General features: G+C 67.0%; 16 protein-coding genes. 12 read left to right on the top strand and 4 right to left on the bottom strand.

Annotation, left to right across the window (positions count from 1 at the left end):
• Nucleotides 1–65: 65 nt before the first annotated feature.
• Complete coding sequence (sepH, locus tag AC3IMC_RS12595; RefSeq protein WP_490918886.1) at nt 66–1,388, bottom strand: septation protein SepH; 1,323 nt, start codon at nt 1,386–1,388, stop codon at nt 66–68.
• A gap of 130 nt (nt 1,389–1,518) precedes the next feature.
• Nucleotides 1,519–2,007, bottom strand: coding sequence for a DUF3093 domain-containing protein (locus AC3IMC_RS12590; RefSeq protein WP_490918885.1), 489 nt, complete (start codon nt 2,005–2,007; stop codon nt 1,519–1,521).
• 124 nt (nt 2,008–2,131) lie between these two features.
• Here AC3IMC_RS12590 and dut point away from each other — a divergent pair, with 124 nt between their 5' ends.
• From dut to AC3IMC_RS12570, 4 genes are all read left to right on the top strand, one after another.
• Nucleotides 2,132–2,650 (top strand): dUTP diphosphatase, encoded by a 519-nt coding sequence (gene dut, locus AC3IMC_RS12585; RefSeq protein ID WP_490918884.1) that lies wholly within the window; start codon nt 2,132–2,134, stop codon nt 2,648–2,650.
• 84 nt (nt 2,651–2,734) lie between these two features.
• Entirely contained in the window at nt 2,735–3,448 is a 714-nt protein-coding gene (locus AC3IMC_RS12580) for a DUF3710 domain-containing protein (RefSeq protein WP_490918883.1), read from the top strand.
• Between the two features lie 37 nt (nt 3,449–3,485).
• Nucleotides 3,486–3,794: a hypothetical protein gene (locus AC3IMC_RS12575; RefSeq protein WP_490918917.1), complete on the top strand. Its 309-nt coding sequence runs from the start codon at nt 3,486–3,488 to the stop codon at nt 3,792–3,794.
• Nucleotides 3,791–4,546, top strand: coding sequence for a DUF3159 domain-containing protein (locus AC3IMC_RS12570; RefSeq protein WP_490918882.1), 756 nt, complete (start codon nt 3,791–3,793; stop codon nt 4,544–4,546). The genes AC3IMC_RS12575 and AC3IMC_RS12570 overlap by 4 nt, the downstream gene beginning before the upstream one ends.
• Nucleotides 4,547–4,591: 45 nt before the next feature.
• Here AC3IMC_RS12570 and AC3IMC_RS12565 read toward each other — a convergent pair whose 3' ends face one another.
• Both AC3IMC_RS12565 and AC3IMC_RS12560 read right to left on the bottom strand, forming a co-directional pair.
• Nucleotides 4,592–5,344, bottom strand: coding sequence for a potassium channel family protein (locus tag AC3IMC_RS12565; RefSeq protein WP_490918881.1), 753 nt, complete (start codon nt 5,342–5,344; stop codon nt 4,592–4,594).
• A complete protein-coding gene (locus tag AC3IMC_RS12560; RefSeq protein WP_461856589.1) occupies nt 5,341–6,015 on the bottom strand; it encodes a potassium channel family protein in 675 nt (224 codons plus the stop codon). The genes AC3IMC_RS12565 and AC3IMC_RS12560 overlap by 4 nt, the downstream gene beginning before the upstream one ends.
• A gap of 119 nt (nt 6,016–6,134) precedes the next feature.
• Here AC3IMC_RS12560 and AC3IMC_RS12555 point away from each other — a divergent pair, with 119 nt between their 5' ends.
• The 8 genes from AC3IMC_RS12555 (at nt 6,135) to AC3IMC_RS12520 (ending at nt 17,808) form a co-directional block, all read left to right on the top strand.
• On the top strand, nt 6,135–8,111 hold the full coding sequence (locus AC3IMC_RS12555; RefSeq protein WP_490918880.1) for an APC family permease: 1,977 nt from the start codon (nt 6,135–6,137) through the stop codon (nt 8,109–8,111).
• The gene (locus tag AC3IMC_RS12550; protein WP_490918879.1) at nt 8,108–9,508 is read left to right on the top strand and encodes a class I SAM-dependent RNA methyltransferase; all 1,401 of its coding nucleotides are present in this window, start codon (nt 8,108–8,110) and stop codon (nt 9,506–9,508) included. The genes AC3IMC_RS12555 and AC3IMC_RS12550 overlap by 4 nt, the downstream gene beginning before the upstream one ends.
• A gap of 167 nt (nt 9,509–9,675) precedes the next feature.
• Nucleotides 9,676–12,501 carry an aconitate hydratase gene (locus AC3IMC_RS12545; RefSeq protein ID WP_490918878.1) on the top strand — a complete coding sequence of 942 codons (2,826 nt, stop codon included), beginning with the start codon at nt 9,676–9,678 and terminating at the stop codon, nt 12,499–12,501.
• 143 nt (nt 12,502–12,644) lie between these two features.
• Entirely contained in the window at nt 12,645–14,618 is a 1,974-nt protein-coding gene (gene dxs, locus AC3IMC_RS12540; protein ID WP_490918877.1) for a 1-deoxy-D-xylulose-5-phosphate synthase, read from the top strand.
• The gene (locus tag AC3IMC_RS12535) at nt 14,615–15,232 is read left to right on the top strand and encodes a DUF402 domain-containing protein (protein ID WP_490918876.1); all 618 of its coding nucleotides are present in this window, start codon (nt 14,615–14,617) and stop codon (nt 15,230–15,232) included. Before dxs ends, AC3IMC_RS12535 begins: the two co-directional genes overlap by 4 nt.
• Entirely contained in the window at nt 15,229–15,789 is a 561-nt protein-coding gene (locus tag AC3IMC_RS12530) for a hypothetical protein (protein ID WP_490918875.1), read from the top strand. Before AC3IMC_RS12535 ends, AC3IMC_RS12530 begins: the two co-directional genes overlap by 4 nt.
• 9 nt (nt 15,790–15,798) lie before the next feature.
• Complete coding sequence (locus tag AC3IMC_RS12525; RefSeq protein WP_490918874.1) at nt 15,799–16,776, top strand: aldo/keto reductase; 978 nt, start codon at nt 15,799–15,801, stop codon at nt 16,774–16,776.
• 6 nt (nt 16,777–16,782) lie between these two features.
• Entirely contained in the window at nt 16,783–17,808 is a 1,026-nt protein-coding gene (locus AC3IMC_RS12520) for a nucleoside hydrolase (protein ID WP_490918873.1), read from the top strand.
• The last annotated feature ends 110 nt before the right edge of the window (nt 17,809–17,918 follow it).

Raw genomic sequence — 17,918 nt, 5'->3', positions numbered from 1 at the left:
AAGGGGATACTGCGGCGGAGTCTAGCACTCGCCGGAGCGCCTACGCAGCACCGGCCACGGGGCTGCTACTCGCTTCGCGTGCCGAAGACGATCTCATCCCAAGACGGCACGCTGGAGCGCTTCGGCCGAGCGGGCCGTTCCGGCGCCTCGGTCTCGGGCAGCTGGCCCGTGCTGGGGGAGGAATCGTCCTGCTTGGCTGCCGGACGGCGCGGATTGCCGCCCAGCAGCTCATCCAGCCCGGCACCACTGGAAGCCCCGCTGTCCGCGGCCGGAGCGGAACCGGATGGCTTCTGCGGGGACGCGGCGATGGTGATTTCCCTCGTGTCGGTGCTGACGCCGTCGTGCAGCCTCAGCCTGTCATCGTCAACGTCCCGGTGCGGCGGAAGGAGGCTGAGCCTGGACAGCATGGAAGGCCGTGTATCGCGGCGCCGGATGAACGAATCACCCTGCGCGGCAGGGGCGTCGCCCTTCTCATCCTGCGGTTCCGGTTCCTGTTCCTCCGGCTCGGCGGCAACCTCGGAGGGGCGCGGGTGGGCGGCCGGCACACCGTGGGTCAGCAGCAGCGCCAGGGCGTCGTCTGAGTCCTCATCCACGCCAAGGCGCTGGCCACGTCGTGAACGGAGCATGTCCAGCAGGCCGTCGGCTTCCTTGCCGGGAGCCTGCGCAGGGCCTGCCTGGCCTGGGGAGGAAGCTTTCCCAGCATCCGCGTCCGTTTCGAAATCGAAGGGACGATCGGAAACTGCTGTGAGGCGGCGGGCAGGCACCGGCCCGTCCAGCGGCTCAAGTTCACTGAGCTGCTGCGCCCAGCGGTTGGTGTTCTGGAGGGACTTCCGCGCCGGGTTGAACGTCCAGAGGGCGGGCGGCTCCTCGCCGATGCCGGGCGTTCCGCCGGACTTTGCTTCGAAGCTTGCCGACACAGTCCATGTGCCGTCCTGGCGCCGCCAGGAGTCCCATTCCACCGTCGCAGGGTCGATGCCATGGGCGGACAGCCGGTGCGCCACCATGTCCCCGAGGGTGGCTGGATTGTCGCCAAACGCGGAACGGTAGATGTCGTGGCCGGGGGAGGGCGCCGCTACTTCCACCTTGCGCGCTTGCTGGGCCACGTACTCGCGCTCAGCCAGGACGGGGCCTTCATACCGTTCAACCTTGGCCAATGGCAGGCCGGACAGTTCCGCGACGTCGGCTGCTGTGGCGCCGGCCCGGATCCGTGCCTGGATGTCGCGCGGCGACATGGGAATGGCGGGCCGCTCGGTACGCGGCTTGGCCGTGGTCCGGCTCGCCGTCCTGAGTGCCTCGTCGATCGGCAGCTGGAACATCTCGCCGCCGGCCCCGCTCAACAGGAGATGCGTCCCGTCGTCGTGCACGCCTACAAGCCGTAGATCCTGCATACAAATCCTCCACCCTGGCATTACTATCAATCGAAACTCTGCCACCCGGCCGGGCGGATTTGGCTCAAGGGGCATGGCGCGCCGTCATTTTCCGCTGGATCCGGGGCCCGGCCAGCTCCTGCGCCGGATGTCAGCGCCGGGCAAGGGCTGCCGTCAGCTGGTCCGGGTGGCGGGTGGAGGCCAGCCAGTAGGGGGTGCGGTCTGCGGGATCGGTGATCTCGATCCTGACCACGGGGTCGATCCAGCCGCGGATGCACAGGTACGCCAGGCCATTGAGCCTGGTACCGCGCTCGGCCGTCGCCTCATCTGAACGGAACTGCTGTACTTCACCAACGAACCTGCGTTCGATCGTGGCCCGGCCAACCGTGAGGGAATCCTCCGTAACCGTGATGGCGGGAGTGGAAAGCACCAGGAGGACCGCAATGATGATGAAGAGGACAGCTGCCGCGGTGTAGCCCGCGGCCATGCTGATGGGTGCGAACACCAGGATTCCGGCGGCGGAAACACCCGCTGCGATGATCCAGATCCAGGCGTTGGGCCACAGCTTTTCCCGGTAGGCAGCAGGCGCCCCTGCGGACGGTGTGCTGGGGACTGATGCGGACGGGCTTGATTCGGGCATGAACCAAGCTTTCCACCTTTGGGCCGCTATTTCACCTTGGGACAGCGCCGCTGCACCGGGGGAGGGTGCCGAGCAGATTGCCGCCCTAGGAGCGATTTGGGAGCGCGGGTTAGAGTGAGTGACTGTGACTGATCATCCCGCCACAGTAGACCTTGCCCCGGAGGCAGCCTCCCCGGCCCCCGGCGCACCGACCCTCCAGGTGCAGCTGAAAATGCTGGACCCGGAGCTGGAAGCCCCGTCCTACGCGCATCCGGGCGACGCCGGGGCGGACCTTCGCGCGCGGGAGGACGTAGTGCTGCTGCCGGGGGAGCGCAAGCTCGTACCGACGGGCGTCGCCATCGCCCTTCCCGAAGGCTTCGTGGCCCTGATCCACCCCCGGTCGGGCCTGGCCACCAAGCACGGCCTGACCATCGTCAACGCCCCCGGAACCGTGGACGCCGGCTATCGGGGCGAGATTTCCGTCACCCTGCTGAACACCGACTCGTCCCAGCCGATCGAGCTCCGCCGCGGCGATAGAATTGCCCAGATGGTGATCCAGCGGGTGGAGCACGCCCAATTCATTCCTGTCAGCGAATTGAGCGGGTCCGTCCGGGGTACTGGAGGCTTTGGTTCCACCGGCGGCTTTACCGTCCCCGGAGCCTGACACCTCCGCTGTCCCCGCTGCCACGCCAGTATCCGTTGCACGGACCCGGTTCGCGCCGGCACATTCATAACTAAGGAGTCACCCATGGTCTTTGGGCTCGGCAGGAAAGCCAAGAACGCAGAGCCGGCTGAACCGGACGAATCCCTCACCGCCGCAGAGACCGGCACGGGGGAGCCCGGTACGTCAGCCTTCCGCCAGGACGGACCCTTCGACGAAGCCGAGATCAGCAGCCGTGACGGCTTCGTGGACCTCGGCGCCCTGCTGATCACGCCCAGCGAAGGCCTGCAGCTCCGCCTCGAAGTGGAGGAAGCAACCCAGCGGGTCGTGGCCGTCACGCTGGACCTGAACGGATCCAGCCTGCAGCTGCAGGCATTTGCCGCCCCCAAGACTGAAACGCTCTGGGATGAGATCCGCGAGCAGATCGGCCAGTCGGTGGGCGCACAGGGCGGGCAGGTTGAAGAGGTGGAAGGTGCCTTCGGGACCGAGCTCGTCGCCAAACTCCCCGCTGGCCTGCCGGACGGCAGCCAGGGTTACCGCGTCGCCCGGTTCATCGGCGTGGACGGACCCCGGTGGTTCCTCCGCGGCGTTTTGGGCGGTCCCGCAGCACTCGAGAAGCCTGCCGCCGAACCGCTGGAAGCACTGTTCCGGAAGGTCGTAGTCGTGCGGGGCGACAGCCCCATGCCTCCGCGCGACCTCCTGCAGCTGCGGCTGCCCAAGGATGCGTCCGCCACTCCTCCGCCCGCTGCGCCCACCCTGGAGGAGCCCGAACGTGGTCCGGAAATCACCCAAATCGGCTGAGTCCCCCGGAGCTTTTCGCGACACCGGGATCACCCCCATCGACCAGCTTCCGGACAAGGGCCGCGTCCTGTGCGAGGGCCATGTTGAATCGGTAACCTTCGTGCCGGCCGACCGGACCGCCGAGTTCAGCGCACTGCTCGCCGATGCTGACGCCGGAGGCCCGGGATTGGGGCCAGGGCGCCGCAGGGCGCCGCGGCTTCGCGTCGTCTGGCTGGGGCGACGACGGGTCCCCGGCATCGAGGCCGGCGCCGTGCTGCGGGTTGAAGGCATGCTGGCCCGCGGCAAGGACCTGCCCACCATCTTCAACCCCCGCTACGAGATCCTGTCCCGCGAGGAGAACGAATGACCGCCCGCCAGCCCGACCCATCCGAGACCCCGGGCTCCACGCCCCGGAAGGCACCGGCCGGGGAACCATCGCCGATGGCGGGGTTGGCCGCCGAATACGCCGCCAAGGCCGGGCTGCACCGCACCCATGATGGCCGCGTGGACGTGCTGCGCAGCGCCGGCGGGGTGCAGGGCATCGCCGAGAGCATTGTTCCCGGGCTGGTCTTCCTGATCGCGTTTACCGTCACCCGTGAACTGCCCCTGTCCCTGGTGGCAGCGCTGGTGTCGGCAGCAGTGTTCACCGTCGTCCGCCTCGTTCAGCGGCGACCCCTGACCCAGGCCCTCGCCGGTGTTGTCGGCGTGGGCATCTCAGCCTGGCTGGCCAACACCACCGGCAAGGCAGAAGACTTTTACCTGCCCGGTTTCCTGACCAACGCCGCATATATCCTGGCGATGGTCCTCTCGATTGCAGTGAGGTGGCCGATAGCCGGGCTGCTGTTCGGCTTCATCCGCAATGAAGGTGTGGACTGGCGGAAAGACCCTGCCCGGGTCAGGGCCTACCGCCTGGGCACCTGGATCATCGTGGCCGTCCTGGCGCTCCGGCTTATCGTCCAGGTTCCCCTGTACCTGGCGGGAACCGATGGCCTGGCGGCCCTCGCCACCACCCGCCTCATCATGGGCGCGCCCCTCTACATCCTGGGCGTCTGGATCGCGTGGCTCGTCACGCGGCCGGCTCCGGCCGAAGCTGAAGCAGGCGGCGGCCAAGCCGCCTGACGCCGCAGCCCCCAGCAGCCCCCGGCAAACCGGGGGCTGCGGCAACTAGCCGTCGAAGCCGTCGTCGTCCATTGTTGGTCCGTGCCCGGAAGCGGAGGCCGTCCCGCTGGCCACCTGCTGCGACGTATCAATGCTGCCCGGCGCCGAAGACAGCAGCGCACGCAGCCCATCCTCGGCGGCAATCGTGGTGACAAAGAAGAGCTCGTCGCCGCCGTCGATGACGTCGTCGCGGCTGGGCGTGATGGGTGCCTGATCCCGCAGGATGGCCACCAGGGTGGCGTCCTCGGGCCAATGGATATCCCCGACCGTCATGCCGATGACGTGCGAGTCGTGGGGAACGGTGAACTCCACCAGCGACGCCACCCCCGTCTGGAGGGTGAGGAGCCGGACCAGGTCACCGATCTCCACCGCTTCCTCCACGAGGGCGGTCATCAGCTGCGGGGTGTTGACGGCGACGTCGACGCCCCACGAGTCGTTGAACATCCAGTCGTTCTTGGGGTTGTTGACCCGGCCCACCGTGCGGCCCACACCGAACTCGGTCTTGGCGAGCAGGGAGACCACAAGGTTGACTTTGTCGTCGCCCGTCGCGGACACCACGACGTCGGCATCCTCAACCTTGGCGCCCTGGAGGGTGGACAGCTCGCAGGCGTCACCCACCAGCCAGTGAGCGCCGCGCAGGCCGCTGCGGCCGATGACCTCGGGCTTGAGGTCGATCAGGAGGATTTCATGCTTGTGCGCCAGCAGTTCCCTGGCGATTGACGATCCGACGCTGCCGGCACCGACGATAACGACTTTCACTGATACTCCTTGGCGGGGGCTTTGGCGAGGATCTGGGCGATCTGGGCGCTGCGGTCCACCTGCAGCATGGCGTGCACGGTGTCCCCGTCCTGATATGCCGTTCCCGCATCGGGCAGCAGGCCTTCACCGAAGCGGGTGAGGTAGGCCACGCGTACGTCCGCGGCCTTTTCGATGCTGCTGATCCGGTGCCCGATCCAGCCGGCGTCCAGGTCCAGTTCGGCCAGGACCAGCCGCCCGGAAGGCTCGCGGAAATCGCCGGCGAGGTGCTGTTCGGGAAGGATTCGGCGGAGCACCTGGTCCGCGCTCCAACGCACCGCCGCCACGGTGGGAATGCCCAGGCGCTGGTAGATCTCGGCGCGTCCGGGGTCGTAGATCCGCGCCACCACGTGCGGGACATGGAAGGTTTCGCGCGCCACCCGGGTGGCCAGGATGTTGGAGTTGTCGCCGCTGGACACCGCCGCGAAGGCATACGCTTCACCCACGCCGGCCTGCTTGAGCGTGTCCCGGTCGAAGCCCACACCGGTGACCTTCCGGCCCGTGAACCCTTGGCGGAGCCGGCGGAACGCGCGGTCGTCCTGGTCGATGATGGCCACGGAATGCCCGGCATCCTCCAGCGTGTGCGCCAGCGTTGCCCCCACCCGGCCACATCCCATGATCACGAAATGCGCCACCGTTTCTCCTTTGTGTTCCTGTCACGATTGTGCAGCTAGAACTCTACAGTCACCCGCCGGCATTCAGGCCTGGCGGCCGCCGTCATGACATCGCCCGCGATTCAGACTAGCTTTGTGGGGTGTTGACAATACTGAACGCCGTCAAACGCGTGCTGGTGGGCAGGCCGTTCCGGAATGACCGCCTCTCCCATACCTTGCTTCCCAAGAAGATCGCACTCCCGATTTTCGCGTCGGATGCCCTCTCGTCCGTTGCCTACGCGCCGGACGAAATCCTGCTGACCCTGGCCCTCGCGGGCGTCAGCGCCGTCGCTTTCTCTCCCTGGGTGGGCCTCGCCGTCATGGTGGTGCTGCTCACCGTCGTCGCCTCCTACCGGCAGAACGTGCACGCCTACCCGTCGGGCGGTGGCGACTACGAGATCGCCAATGAGAACCTGGGCAAGTACGCGGGGCTGACCGTGGCGTCGGCCCTCCTGGTGGACTACGTGCTGACGGTGGCTGTGTCCATGTCGTCCGCGGCGGCGTACCTGACCACGGCTGTCCCGTCGCTCCACGGCCAGCAGGCCGCCATCGCCACCATCGGCGTCATCATCCTTGCCCTGGTCAACCTCCGCGGCATCAAGGAGGCCGGCAGTGTGTTCGCCGTCCCCACCTACATCTTCATGGCCTCGATCTTTGGCATGACGGCCGTGGGAATTTTCCAGGCGGCCACCGGCCAGTTGGGGGAAGCTCCTTCTGCCGGGTTCACAATTGTCCCGGCGCCGGGCTTCGATGAAGGACTGGTGGGGCTGACCGGCGCTTTCCTGCTGCTGCGGGCCTTCTCCTCCGGAGCCGCGGCACTGACCGGTGTCGAGGCGATCAGCAACGGCGTTCCCAACTTCCGTCCGCCAAAGAGCAAGAATGCGGCCACCACGCTGCTGCTCCTGGGCATGATCGGCGCCGCCATGCTGGCCGGCATCATCTACCTTGCCAACGCCACCAAAGTGCACATCGTGCTGGACCCTGCCACGGAGTTCCTGCTCAACGGCAAGCCGCTGCCTGAGGGCTACATCCAGAATCCGGCCATCAGCCAGATTGCGCAGACCATTTTCGGCGCCGGCTCCATTCCGTTCTACATCGTGGTGGCCGCCACCGGCGTCATCCTGGTGTTTGCCTCCAACACCGCCTTCAACGGCTTCCCCGTCCTCGGGTCCATCCTTGCCCAGGACGGTTACCTTCCCCGCCAGCTGCGCACCAGGGGCGACCGCCTCGCCTTCAGTAACGGCGTCCTTGCCCTCGCGGCCGGTGCGCTGGTGCTCATCATCTCGTTCGACGCCGACGTCACCAGGCTCATCCAGCTGTACATCGTGGGCGTGTTTATCTCGTTCACCATGAGCCAGCTGGGCATGATCCGGCACTGGGGGCGTGAACTGAAACTCGCCAAGGACAAGACGGTCCGGCGCCGGATGGTTAAATCCCGGACCATCAACAGCATCGGCTTCGGCATGACGGGCCTGGTGTTGGTCATCGTCCTGATCACCAAGTTCGAACAGGGCGCATGGATCGCCCTGCTGGCCATGTTCATCCTCTTCCTGATCATGTGGAGCATCCGGGCGCACTACGACAATGTTGCCAAGGAACTTGCCGTGGACGAGGACTCCTCCCCGCGTGCCCTTCCCACCCGGGTCCACGCCGTCCTGCTGGTCTCCCACGTGCGCAAGCCCGTCCTGAGGGCCCTGGCCTATGCCCGGGCGTCCCGGCCCTCCCGGCTGGACGCCATCACGGTGGACATCGACCACGAGGAGACGGCCCAGACCGTTGCCGACTGGGAGAAGCTGGAAATACCCGTTCCGCTGACTGTCCTCGCCAGCCCGTACCGCGAAACCGTGACGCCCATCATGGAATACGTCAAGCAGATGAGGCTGGACTCTCCGCGGGACCTCGTGGTGGTCTACATCCCCGAATACGTCGTCGGTAAGTGGTGGGAGCAGCTGGTGCACAACCAGACCGCGCTGCGCATCAAGACCCGCCTGCACTTCGAACCCGGCGTCATGGTGGCAAGCGTGCCCTGGCAGCTCAAATCCTCCGAAGAAGCAAAGAACCTCCAGGACGTCCAATGACCCCCAGAACATCCTCCGCGGCTACTACCGAAGCGGATGCCGCAGGCCACGCGGGCGAAGAGGCCGTCCTCGACATCGGACCCGTGGCCCACGGCGGGCACTGCGTGGCCCGGCACGAGGGGCGAGTTGTCTTTGTCCGCCATGCCATCCCCGGCGAAAAGGTCCGCGCCAGGCTGACGGACGCAGGGGAGGACGCCAAGTTCTGGCGCGCGGACACCATCGAGGTGCTTGATGCCTCCCCGGACCGGGTGGAGCATTTCTGGCGTCCGGCGGATTCCCTGCGGGCCTGGAGCCACGGCCACCCGCCCGTGGGCGGGGCCGAATTCGGCCATATGGTCCTGGCCAGGCAGCGCAGCCTCAAGGCGGACGTCCTTGCCGAACAGCTAAGGCGCCTCGCCGGTGTCGAACTCAGCACCGAGGTTGAAGCGGTGGGCAAGGATGCCGGAACGGGGGCCGTGGGGGAAGCGTCCGACGGCGGCGGGGGCCTTGGGTGGCGGACCCGCGCAAGCTTTTCGGTCACCACCGGCGGCAAACTCGGGATGCATGCCCACCGCTCCGGTTACATCGTTCCCGTGCGGGACATGCCCTTGGCGACGGAGGACATCAACGCACTGCGCCTGTGGGACCTGGACCTGCAGGGCGTCGAGCGGGTTGAGGTGGCAGCCCCCGCGAACGGCTCCCGCCCCCTGGTGCTGCTGGCACCGGCTCCCGGAACCAAGGACAAGCGGCTGAAGGCCATAGCCGCGCAACTTCCCCCTGACGTTTCGGTGGCAGGCTTCGACCCCCTCACCGGCAGCGTCACCCAGCTGAAGGGCCGCACCTGGGTCGAGGAATCCGCCGCAGGCCACAACTACCGCGTCACCGGGGAAGGGTTCTGGCAGATCCACCGCGACGCGCCCGAAACACTTGTGGGGAGTGTCACAGAATTCCTCCAGAACGGTGGTTTCCTGCACTCCGGCGCGGTGGTGGCCGACCTCTATGCCGGGGCGGGACTGTTCACGGCCGTCCTTGCCGATGCCGTGGGGGAGACCGGCTCCGTGCTCTCCGTTGAAGGGGCGCCGGGAACCAGCCGCGATGCCCGCAAAAACCTTCACGCGGCGCCCCAGGTGGAAGTGGTGCAGGGCCGGGTGGAGCGCGTCCTGCGCCAAAAGCCACGGAATTTTGACGCCCTCATCCTTGACCCGCCCCGGGCCGGCGCAGGCAAGTCCGTGGTGGGCCAACTGGTCGCGGCACAGCCCGGCGCCGTCGCCTACGTGTCCTGCGATCCGGCGTCGTTCGCACGCGACCTGGGTTACTTCCAGCGCTCCGGGTGGGAACTGGCCAGCCTGCGGGCCTTCGACCTGTACCCCCACACCCACCATCTGGAGACAGTGGCACTGCTCGTTCCGGCTCCGTGATGCCGGCGGTGTTTTCGACTACGATGGCCGTAGTAGTCCCACGTCGCGCCCCGGATTCCCGGGCCGGCCGTGTGCAATTTTCGGGCCCTGGACATAGTTAGGGCCTCCTAACTAGCAGGCGGTCAACCGCGCGACAAAGATGAAACTGTTGCGAGAGGAGTCCTGCGATGAGCACTGTGGACAGCTTCGGTTCAAAAGGCAAACTTAATGTAGCCGGAACCGAGTACGAAATTTTCCGGTTGAACTCCGTTGAAGGTGCAGAAAACCTTCCGTTCAGCCTCAAGGTATTGCTTGAAAACCTGCTGAGGACCGAGGACGGCGCGAACATCACTGCCGATCACGTTCGCGCCTTGGCAGGCTGGGATCCCAACGCGGAGCCCGATACAGAAATCCAGTTCACGCCCGCCCGCGTGATCATGCAGGACTTCACCGGCGTCCCCTGCGTGGTTGACCTGGCGACGATGCGTGAAGCGGTCAAGAGCCTGGGCGGCGACCCCAAGCGGGTCAACCCGCTGGCACCGGCCGAAATGGTCATCGACCACTCGGTCCAGATCGACGCCTTCGGCAACTCCGGCGCACTGGAGCGCAACATGGAGATCGAATACCAGCGCAACGGTGAGCGCTACCAGTTCCTGCGCTGGGGCCAGACCGCGTTCGATGACTTCAAGGTCGTTCCCCCGGGAACGGGCATCGTGCACCAGGTCAACATCGAGTACCTCGCCCGCACCGTCATGACCCGCGAGGTGGACGGGGCACTCCGTGCCTACCCCGACACCTGCGTCGGCACCGACTCGCACACCACCATGGTCAACGGCCTGGGCGTTCTCGGCTGGGGCGTCGGCGGCATCGAAGCCGAGGCTGCCATGCTCGGCCAGCCCGTCTCCATGCTCATCCCGCGCGTTGTCGGCTTCAAGCTGAGCGGCAGCATCCCCGCGGGTGCCACCGCCACCGACGTGGTGCTGACCATCACCGAGATGCTCCGCAAGCACGGCGTGGTGGGCAAGTTCGTCGAGTTCTACGGCGAAGGCGTCGCCGAGGTGCCGCTGGCGAACCGCGCCACCATCGGCAACATGAGCCCGGAATTCGGTTCCACGGCCGCCATGTTCCCGATCGACGACGTCACCCTCGACTACCTGCGCCTCACCGGCCGGTCCGAGCAGAACGTCGCCCTCGTGGAGGCCTACGCGAAGGAACAGGGCCTGTGGCACGATCCTTCCCGCGACATCAAGTTCTCCGAGTACCTGGAACTGGACCTGTCCACCGTTGTCCCGTCCATCGCCGGCCCCAAGCGCCCGCAGGACCGCATCGAGCTGACCGAGGCCAAGGACGAGTTCCGCCACGACCTGAAGAACTACGTCTCCCACGACGCCAACGCCGGCACCCTGGACGAGTCCCTCGAAGAGACCTTCCCGGCCTCCGACGCCCCGTCCTTTACCTCCGGCGCAACCCACGTTTCGGACACCGACCGCGAACCGCCGAAGTACTCGGCAGCGCACGGCGGCGCCGGACGCATTTCCAGCCCGGTTCCGGTGAAGATGGCTGACGGACGCGAATTCGAACTGGACCACGGTGCAGTCACCATCGCCTCCATCACCTCCTGCACCAACACGTCCAACCCGTCGGTCATGCTGGCCGCCGCGGTACTGGCACGCAACGCCGTCGAAAAGGGCCTGACCGCCAAGCCGTGGGTCAAGACCTCCGTCGCCCCAGGCTCGAAGGTTGTCACGGACTACTACGAGAAGTCCGGCCTGACCCCGTACCTGGAGAAGCTCGGTTTCTACATCGTCGGCTACGGCTGCGCCACCTGCATCGGCAACTCCGGCCCTCTGGAGGCAGAAATCTCCGAGGCTGTCCAGGCCAACGACCTCGCCGTCACCGCCGTGCTCTCGGGCAACCGCAACTTCGAAGGCCGCATCAACCCGGACGTCAAGATGAACTACCTGGCCTCGCCGCCGCTGGTCATCGCCTACGCCCTGGCAGGTTCCATGGACTTCGACTTCGAGACCGACCCGCTCGGCAAGGACGAAGCCGGCAACGACGTCTTCCTGAAGGACATCTGGCCCAACCCGGTCGAGGTCCAGCAGGTCATCGATTCCTCGATCGACAAGGACATGTTCGCCAAGGGCTACGAGGGCGTCTTCGACGGCGACGACCGCTGGAAGGCACTGGACACCCCGGCCGGCGACACGTTCGCCTGGGATCCGAACTCCACGTACGTCCGCAAGCCCCCGTACTTCGAGGGCATGCAGGCGCAGCCGGAGCCGGTCAAGGACATCACCGGCGCACGCGTGCTCCTGAAGCTCGGCGACTCCGTGACCACCGACCACATCTCCCCGGCCGGTTCGTTCAAGTCCGACACCCCCGCGGGCCAGTACCTGCTGGCCAACGGAGTGGAGCGCAAGGACTTCAACTCCTACGGCTCGCGCCGTGGCAACCACGAGGTGATGATCCGCGGCACGTTCGCGAACATCCGCATCAAGAACCAGCTCCTGGACGGGGTCGAGGGTGGCTTCACCCGCGACTTCACGCAGGCTGACGGCCCGCAGGCCTACGTCTACGACGCCGCGCAGAACTACCAGGCAGCGGGCACCCCGCTGGTGGTCCTGGCAGGCAAGGAGTACGGTTCCGGATCCTCCCGTGACTGGGCTGCCAAGGGTACCGCCCTGCTGGGCGTCAAGGCCGTCATCGCCGAGAGCTACGAGCGCATCCACCGCTCCAACCTCATCGGCATGGGCGTCCTGCCGCTGCAGTTCCCTGCCGGCGAGAACGCTGCCAGCCTGGGCCTGACGGGCACCGAAACCTTCTCGGTGGAGGGCGTGACCGCCCTGAACGAGGGCACCACGCCCAAGACCCTGAAGGTCACCGCGACCGGAGAGGACGGCTCCTCGAAGTCGTTCGACGCCGTCCTTCGCATCGACACCCCGGGTGAAGCGGACTACTACCGCAACGGCGGCATCCTGCAGTACGTGCTGCGCCAGATCTCCGCGAACTAGCGGGAACTGCTGCGCAGGCAGCAGCATCGACGGAGCCCCGGCCGGTCACCGACCAGCCGGGGCTTCGGCGTTGCACGCGGGCTTCGCCGCCAAAACGAGGCGTTAGAGTTAAACGGCACGTCTACCACCCGAAGGAGGGGTCATTGGGAATCTTGGACACAATCCGGAATCCGCAGGACCTGAACGAGTTGACCGAGGAACAGCTGGAACAGCTGGCTTCGGAGATCAGGGACTTCCTGATCACGAACGTCTCCCAGACGGGCGGCCACCTCGGACCCAACCTCGGCGTCGTGGAACTGACGCTGGCCGTGCACCGCATTTTCGAATCTCCCCGTGACAGCATCGTTTTCGACACGGGCCACCAGTCCTACGTCCACAAACTGCTGACCGGCCGCCAGGACTTCAGCACCCTCCGCCAGGAAGGCGGCCTCTCCGGCTACCCGTCCCGCGCCGAGTCCGAGCATGACATTGTGGAAAGCTCCCACGCATCCTCATCACTTTCCTGGGCGGACGGCATCTCCCGCGCCCGCCAGCTCACCGGCGAAGGCGACCGGCACGTCGTCGCCATCGTGGGCGACGGCGCGCTCACGGGCGGCATGGCCTGGGAAGCCATCAACAACATCGCCGCGGACAAGAAGCGCCGCGTCGTCATCGTCGTCAACGACAACGGCCGCTCCTACGCGCCCACCGTGGGCGGCTTCGCCGACTACCTCGCGTCGCTGCGCCCCACCATCGACTCCTTCCGCGCCGCTCCCGCCTACGAGGGTGCCCTCGACTGGTGGAAGAAGAAGCTGCAGAACGGCGGCCCGGTGGGCCAGTTCACCTACAAGAGCCTGCATGCCATGAAGAAGGGCATCAAGGACTGGTGGGCGCCGCAGGGCATGTTCGAAGACCTCGGCATGAAGTACATCGGCCCGGTGGACGGCCACAACCTCCAGGCGATGGAGAACGCACTCTCCACGGCCAAGCACTACGGCGGCCCGGTCATCGTCCACGCCATGACGGAAAAAGGGCACGGCTACGCGCCCGCCCGCGCCCACGAGGCGGACCAGTTCCACGCCGTGGGCATTATCGACCCCGAAACGGGCGAGCCCACAGGCTCAGCCGGGGCGCAGTCCTGGACCTCGGTGTTCGCGGACGAGATCGCCGCCATCTCGGACGAACGGGAGGACGTCGTCGGCATCACCGGCGCCATGCTCATCCCCGTGGGGTTGCACAAGTTCGCCGCCAGGCATCCGGAGCGCGTCATCGACGTCGGCATTGCCGAGCAGCACGCCCTCACCGCAGCCGCGGGCATGGCGTTCGGCGGCCTTCACCCGGTGGTCGCGGTCTACGCCACCTTCCTCAACCGGGCCTTCGACCAACTGCTCATGGACGTCGCCCTCCACAAGGCCGGCGTCACCATCGTCCTGGACCGGGCCGGCGTCACCGGCCCCGACGGCGCCAGCCACCACGGCATGTGGGACATGGCCATGGTCCAGATCGTCCCCGGACTGCACCTTGCCGCGCCCCGGGACGCCACCCGGCTGCGCGAGGAACTGCGCGAGGCCCTCGCGGTCAGCGACGCCCCCACCGTGGTCCGCTTCTCGAAGGGATCGGTCGGCGCCGAAGTGGAGGCCCTGGAACGGCTTAGTGACGGCGTGGACATCCTCGCCCGCCGCCCGTCCGGTTCCACCGAGAATGACGTCCTGATCGTCAGCGTCGGTGCGATGTCCGAGCTCGCCCTCGACGTTTCCAACCGGCTCGGCGCGCAGGGCATCAGCACCACCGTGGTGGATCCCCGCTGGGTGCTGCCGGTCCGCCGCTCCATCATTGCGCTGGCCTCGCACCACCGGCTGGTGGTCTGCATCGAGGACGGAGTGCGCGCCGGCGGCGTGGGCTCCCGGATCCGCCAGGAGATGCGGGCAGCCGGTGTCGACACCGCCCTCAACGAGGTGGGCTTGCCCGTCGAGTTCCTTGACCACGGCACCCGCGGACAGGTCCTGGAACGGGTGGGGCTCACAGCCCAGCAAATCACGCACGACATCGTCGCCCAGGTCCTGGGAACGAAGGTTCCGTTCGCGCGCCCCCTGCCGGGGCAGCAGCATCCCACTACCGGCAGCCTCCCGATCCTGTGAGGGAAGAGGATGCGCTGAAGTACCCGGGCGCCGTGGGGGAGTCGGGGCCTGTCCTGCACACCACCACCACGCGCGTACCCAATGTCCTGGAGCCCGGCCAGCTGGTGGTCTCCCGCAACAGGAAATGGAACGGGAAGGCGCACTGGGTGGTGCCCGGCCGCTACCTCGGCGAAGACCAGCATGGATGGTGGATTTTCCAGGGCACCAACGAATTCTGCTCCCGCCCGGGCGCAGCGTTCTACACCCGTTCGGACGCCGTCCTGCTGGTGCCGCGCCACGGCGACTGGGTGGCCACGTTCTACGACTCCGCACACCCCAACGGCGTCCGGGTCTACGTGGACCTGGCCGTTGGCCATGAATGGACCGACATCCGGCCCGCCGTCACCGAGTTCCACGTGATCGACATGGACCTGGATGTCATCCGCACCGCGCAGCGCGGAGTCTTCATCGACGACCAGGACGAGTTCGCCGACCACAGCGTGGCCATGAACTACCCGCCCCAGCTCATCGAGGACATCCAGGCGGCTGCCGACGAGCTTTACCACGCCGTCAAGGCGCAGCAGGCGCCCTTCGACGGTTCCGATATTGAATGGTTTGCCAAAGGACGCACATGAGCGGGATTGTCAGGGTTTACAAGCGCGACGACGAAGGGGCCCTCCACTTCCGGGAGGCCTGGTTTGACGAGGACTACTCGCAGTTCGTGATGAATTTCGGTGCCGTGGGGCACCAGAGCAAAACCGAGGAGACCGACGTTGCCGACGCCTCCGCGGCGGACGGCCTGCTGGACGCCTTCGCCGCCCAGTGCGCGGAGGACGGATACGCCGAGCTCCCGGCCGAGCAGCAGTCCTGGGTGGTGGCGCAGTTCGCTTTAAAGACCAGGGAGGGAACCGACCGTGACCGCTTCCTGCAGAAGAAGGCCACGGACGCCCTGATCAGCCATCTCGCCTGGCGCGGGCTCGGGACGGTGGAACGCTCGGAATTCACCGATTTCAAGCTCAACATTTTCTGCCTTTGCCCGGACGTGAACAAAGCGGTCAACGCCATCAAGGTCTGCATCCGCGGAGAAGACCTGGACTTCACCAAGCTCAGCATCGGCGCGGCGCCCTACAACGAGCCGGAACATTTCAAGCTCAAGCATTCCGCCAAGCCCGCCAACAGCTTCAGCCTTTAGGAGGCGTTCGTGACCAGTTACCGCCGGGTCGGAAAATCAGGCCTGACCGTTTCCACCGTTGGCCTGGGCTGCAACAACCTCGGCCGCGCAAACACCGCCACCGAGTCGCAGGACGCCACTGACGCCGTCGTCCACGCAGCGGTGGACGCCGGCATCACCCTGTTCGACGTTGCCGACACCTACGGACGCGAACCCGGGCTCAGCGAAACCATGCTGGGCAGGGCGCTCGGAAACCGCCGTGCCGGCGTGGTCATCGCCACCAAGTTCGGCATGGACATGAAGGGCGCCAACGGCCCGGACTTCGGCGCCCGCGGGTCGCGCCGTTACATCATCGCGGCCGTCGAGGCCTCGTTGCGCCGGCTCGGAACGGACTGGATCGACCTCTACCAGTTCCACACCCCCGACCCGCTGACCCCCATCGACGAAACCCTCTCGGCCTTGGACACCCTGGTCACCAGCGGGAAGGTCCGCTACATCGGCCACTCCAACCGTGCCGGCTGGCAGATCGCGCAGGCCGAGTACGTGGCCCGGGAACTGGGGACCGCGCGCTTCATCTCCACGCAAAACCATTACAACCTCCTGGACCGGCGGGCCGAACTTGAAGTGACACCCGCCGCGGAGGAATTCGGGCTCGGCGTCCTGCCGTACTTCCCGCTGGCCAACGGATTGCTCACGGGCAAGTACTCGCCGGGGCACGCCCCGGCAGGCTCACGGCTGAGCCACACCCGCACCAACATGGTGGACGACGCCGACTGGGAACAGCTGGGCAGCTTCAGCGCCTTTGCCAAGGAACGCGGGCTCACCGAGATCGAGGTGGCCTTCTCCTGGCTTGCAGCACAGCCCTCCGTGGCCAGCGTCATCGCCGGGGCCACCAGGCCCGAGCAGGTGCGGCAGAATGCCGCGGCCGCAGACTGGACTCCCACGCCGGAAGACCTCGCCGCCCTCGACGACATCTTCCCTCCGGTCCCCAAGGTCGCACTCTTCTAGGCAGCCGTGCCCGCATACCTGTTGGACGTCGACACCGGCATCGACGATGCCCTGGCGCTTGCCTACCTTGCGGCGCTGCCGGACACGGAGTTCGTGGCCGTCACGGCGTCTCCCGGCAACGTGGATGCCGACCAGGTGGCCCGCAACACCCTCGCCCTGCTGGAATTGTGCGGCCGGCGCGGCGTCGAAGTGGCGGTCGGCGCCCGCGCACCCCTGTCCATCCCCCTGCTCACCACCCCGGAAACCCACGGACCGCAGGGGATCGGCTATGCCGTCCTGCCCGAACCGGAAGGACGGCTCTCGCCGCGGAACGCCGTCGACCTCTGGATCGAACATGCCCGGGCCAGGCCGGGGGAGCTGACCGCCCTCATCACCGCGCCGCTGACCAACTTCGCGCTGGCACTGCGGAAGGAACCGGCCCTCCCGGACCTGCTGGCCAAGGTGGTCATCATGGGCGGCGCCTTCTACCACCAGGGCAACACCACACCCACCGCCGAGTGGAACACGCACGTGGACCCGCATGCGGTTAAGGAGGTCTACGCCGCCTACCGCGGCCGGCCCTTCGAAAAGCTGCCGATCATCTGCTCGCTGGACACCACGGAGCGGATGGAGCTGCATCCGGCCCACGTGGCGGCGCTGGCCGAAGCCGCCGGCGCCCGCGTTCCCGAACTCGTGCTGCCGGACCAGCCCGAAGGCCAGCGCAGCACCTCGGACAACGCGCTGATCCGGCATCTGTCCGACGCCCTGCGCTTCTACTTCGAGTTCCACCGGCTCTACGACCAGGGATACCTGGCACACGTCCACGACTTCTTCGCCGCCGGAGTCGCCGCCGGCACGCTCGAGTACAGTGCCCGGCCCGCCACGGCCGACGTCGAAACGGAATCGCCGCTGCTGATCGGAACCACGGTGGCCGACTTCCGCGGTCTCTGGGGAGCGCCGCCCAACGCCAGGATCGTCTCCGGCAACAACCCGGAGCAGGCGTTCCGTGAACTCGTTACCGCCGTCGGCAGCATGGCACGGCGCGTGGGCTGAAAAGCCGGCAGTCCCGGAACAAACCGCGTTTGGCGGCGGCCCGCCGGGGGCAAAGGGTTAGTAGAATGGGCTCCGGACCGGCCCGGCGCAGTTGCCGCCGGCTGCTGCCG

The organism is Arthrobacter sp. E70 (genome assembly GCF_058266945.1).
The sequence above is the reverse complement of the archived record's forward strand: the minus strand, read 5'-3'. Positions and strand labels throughout refer to the sequence as shown.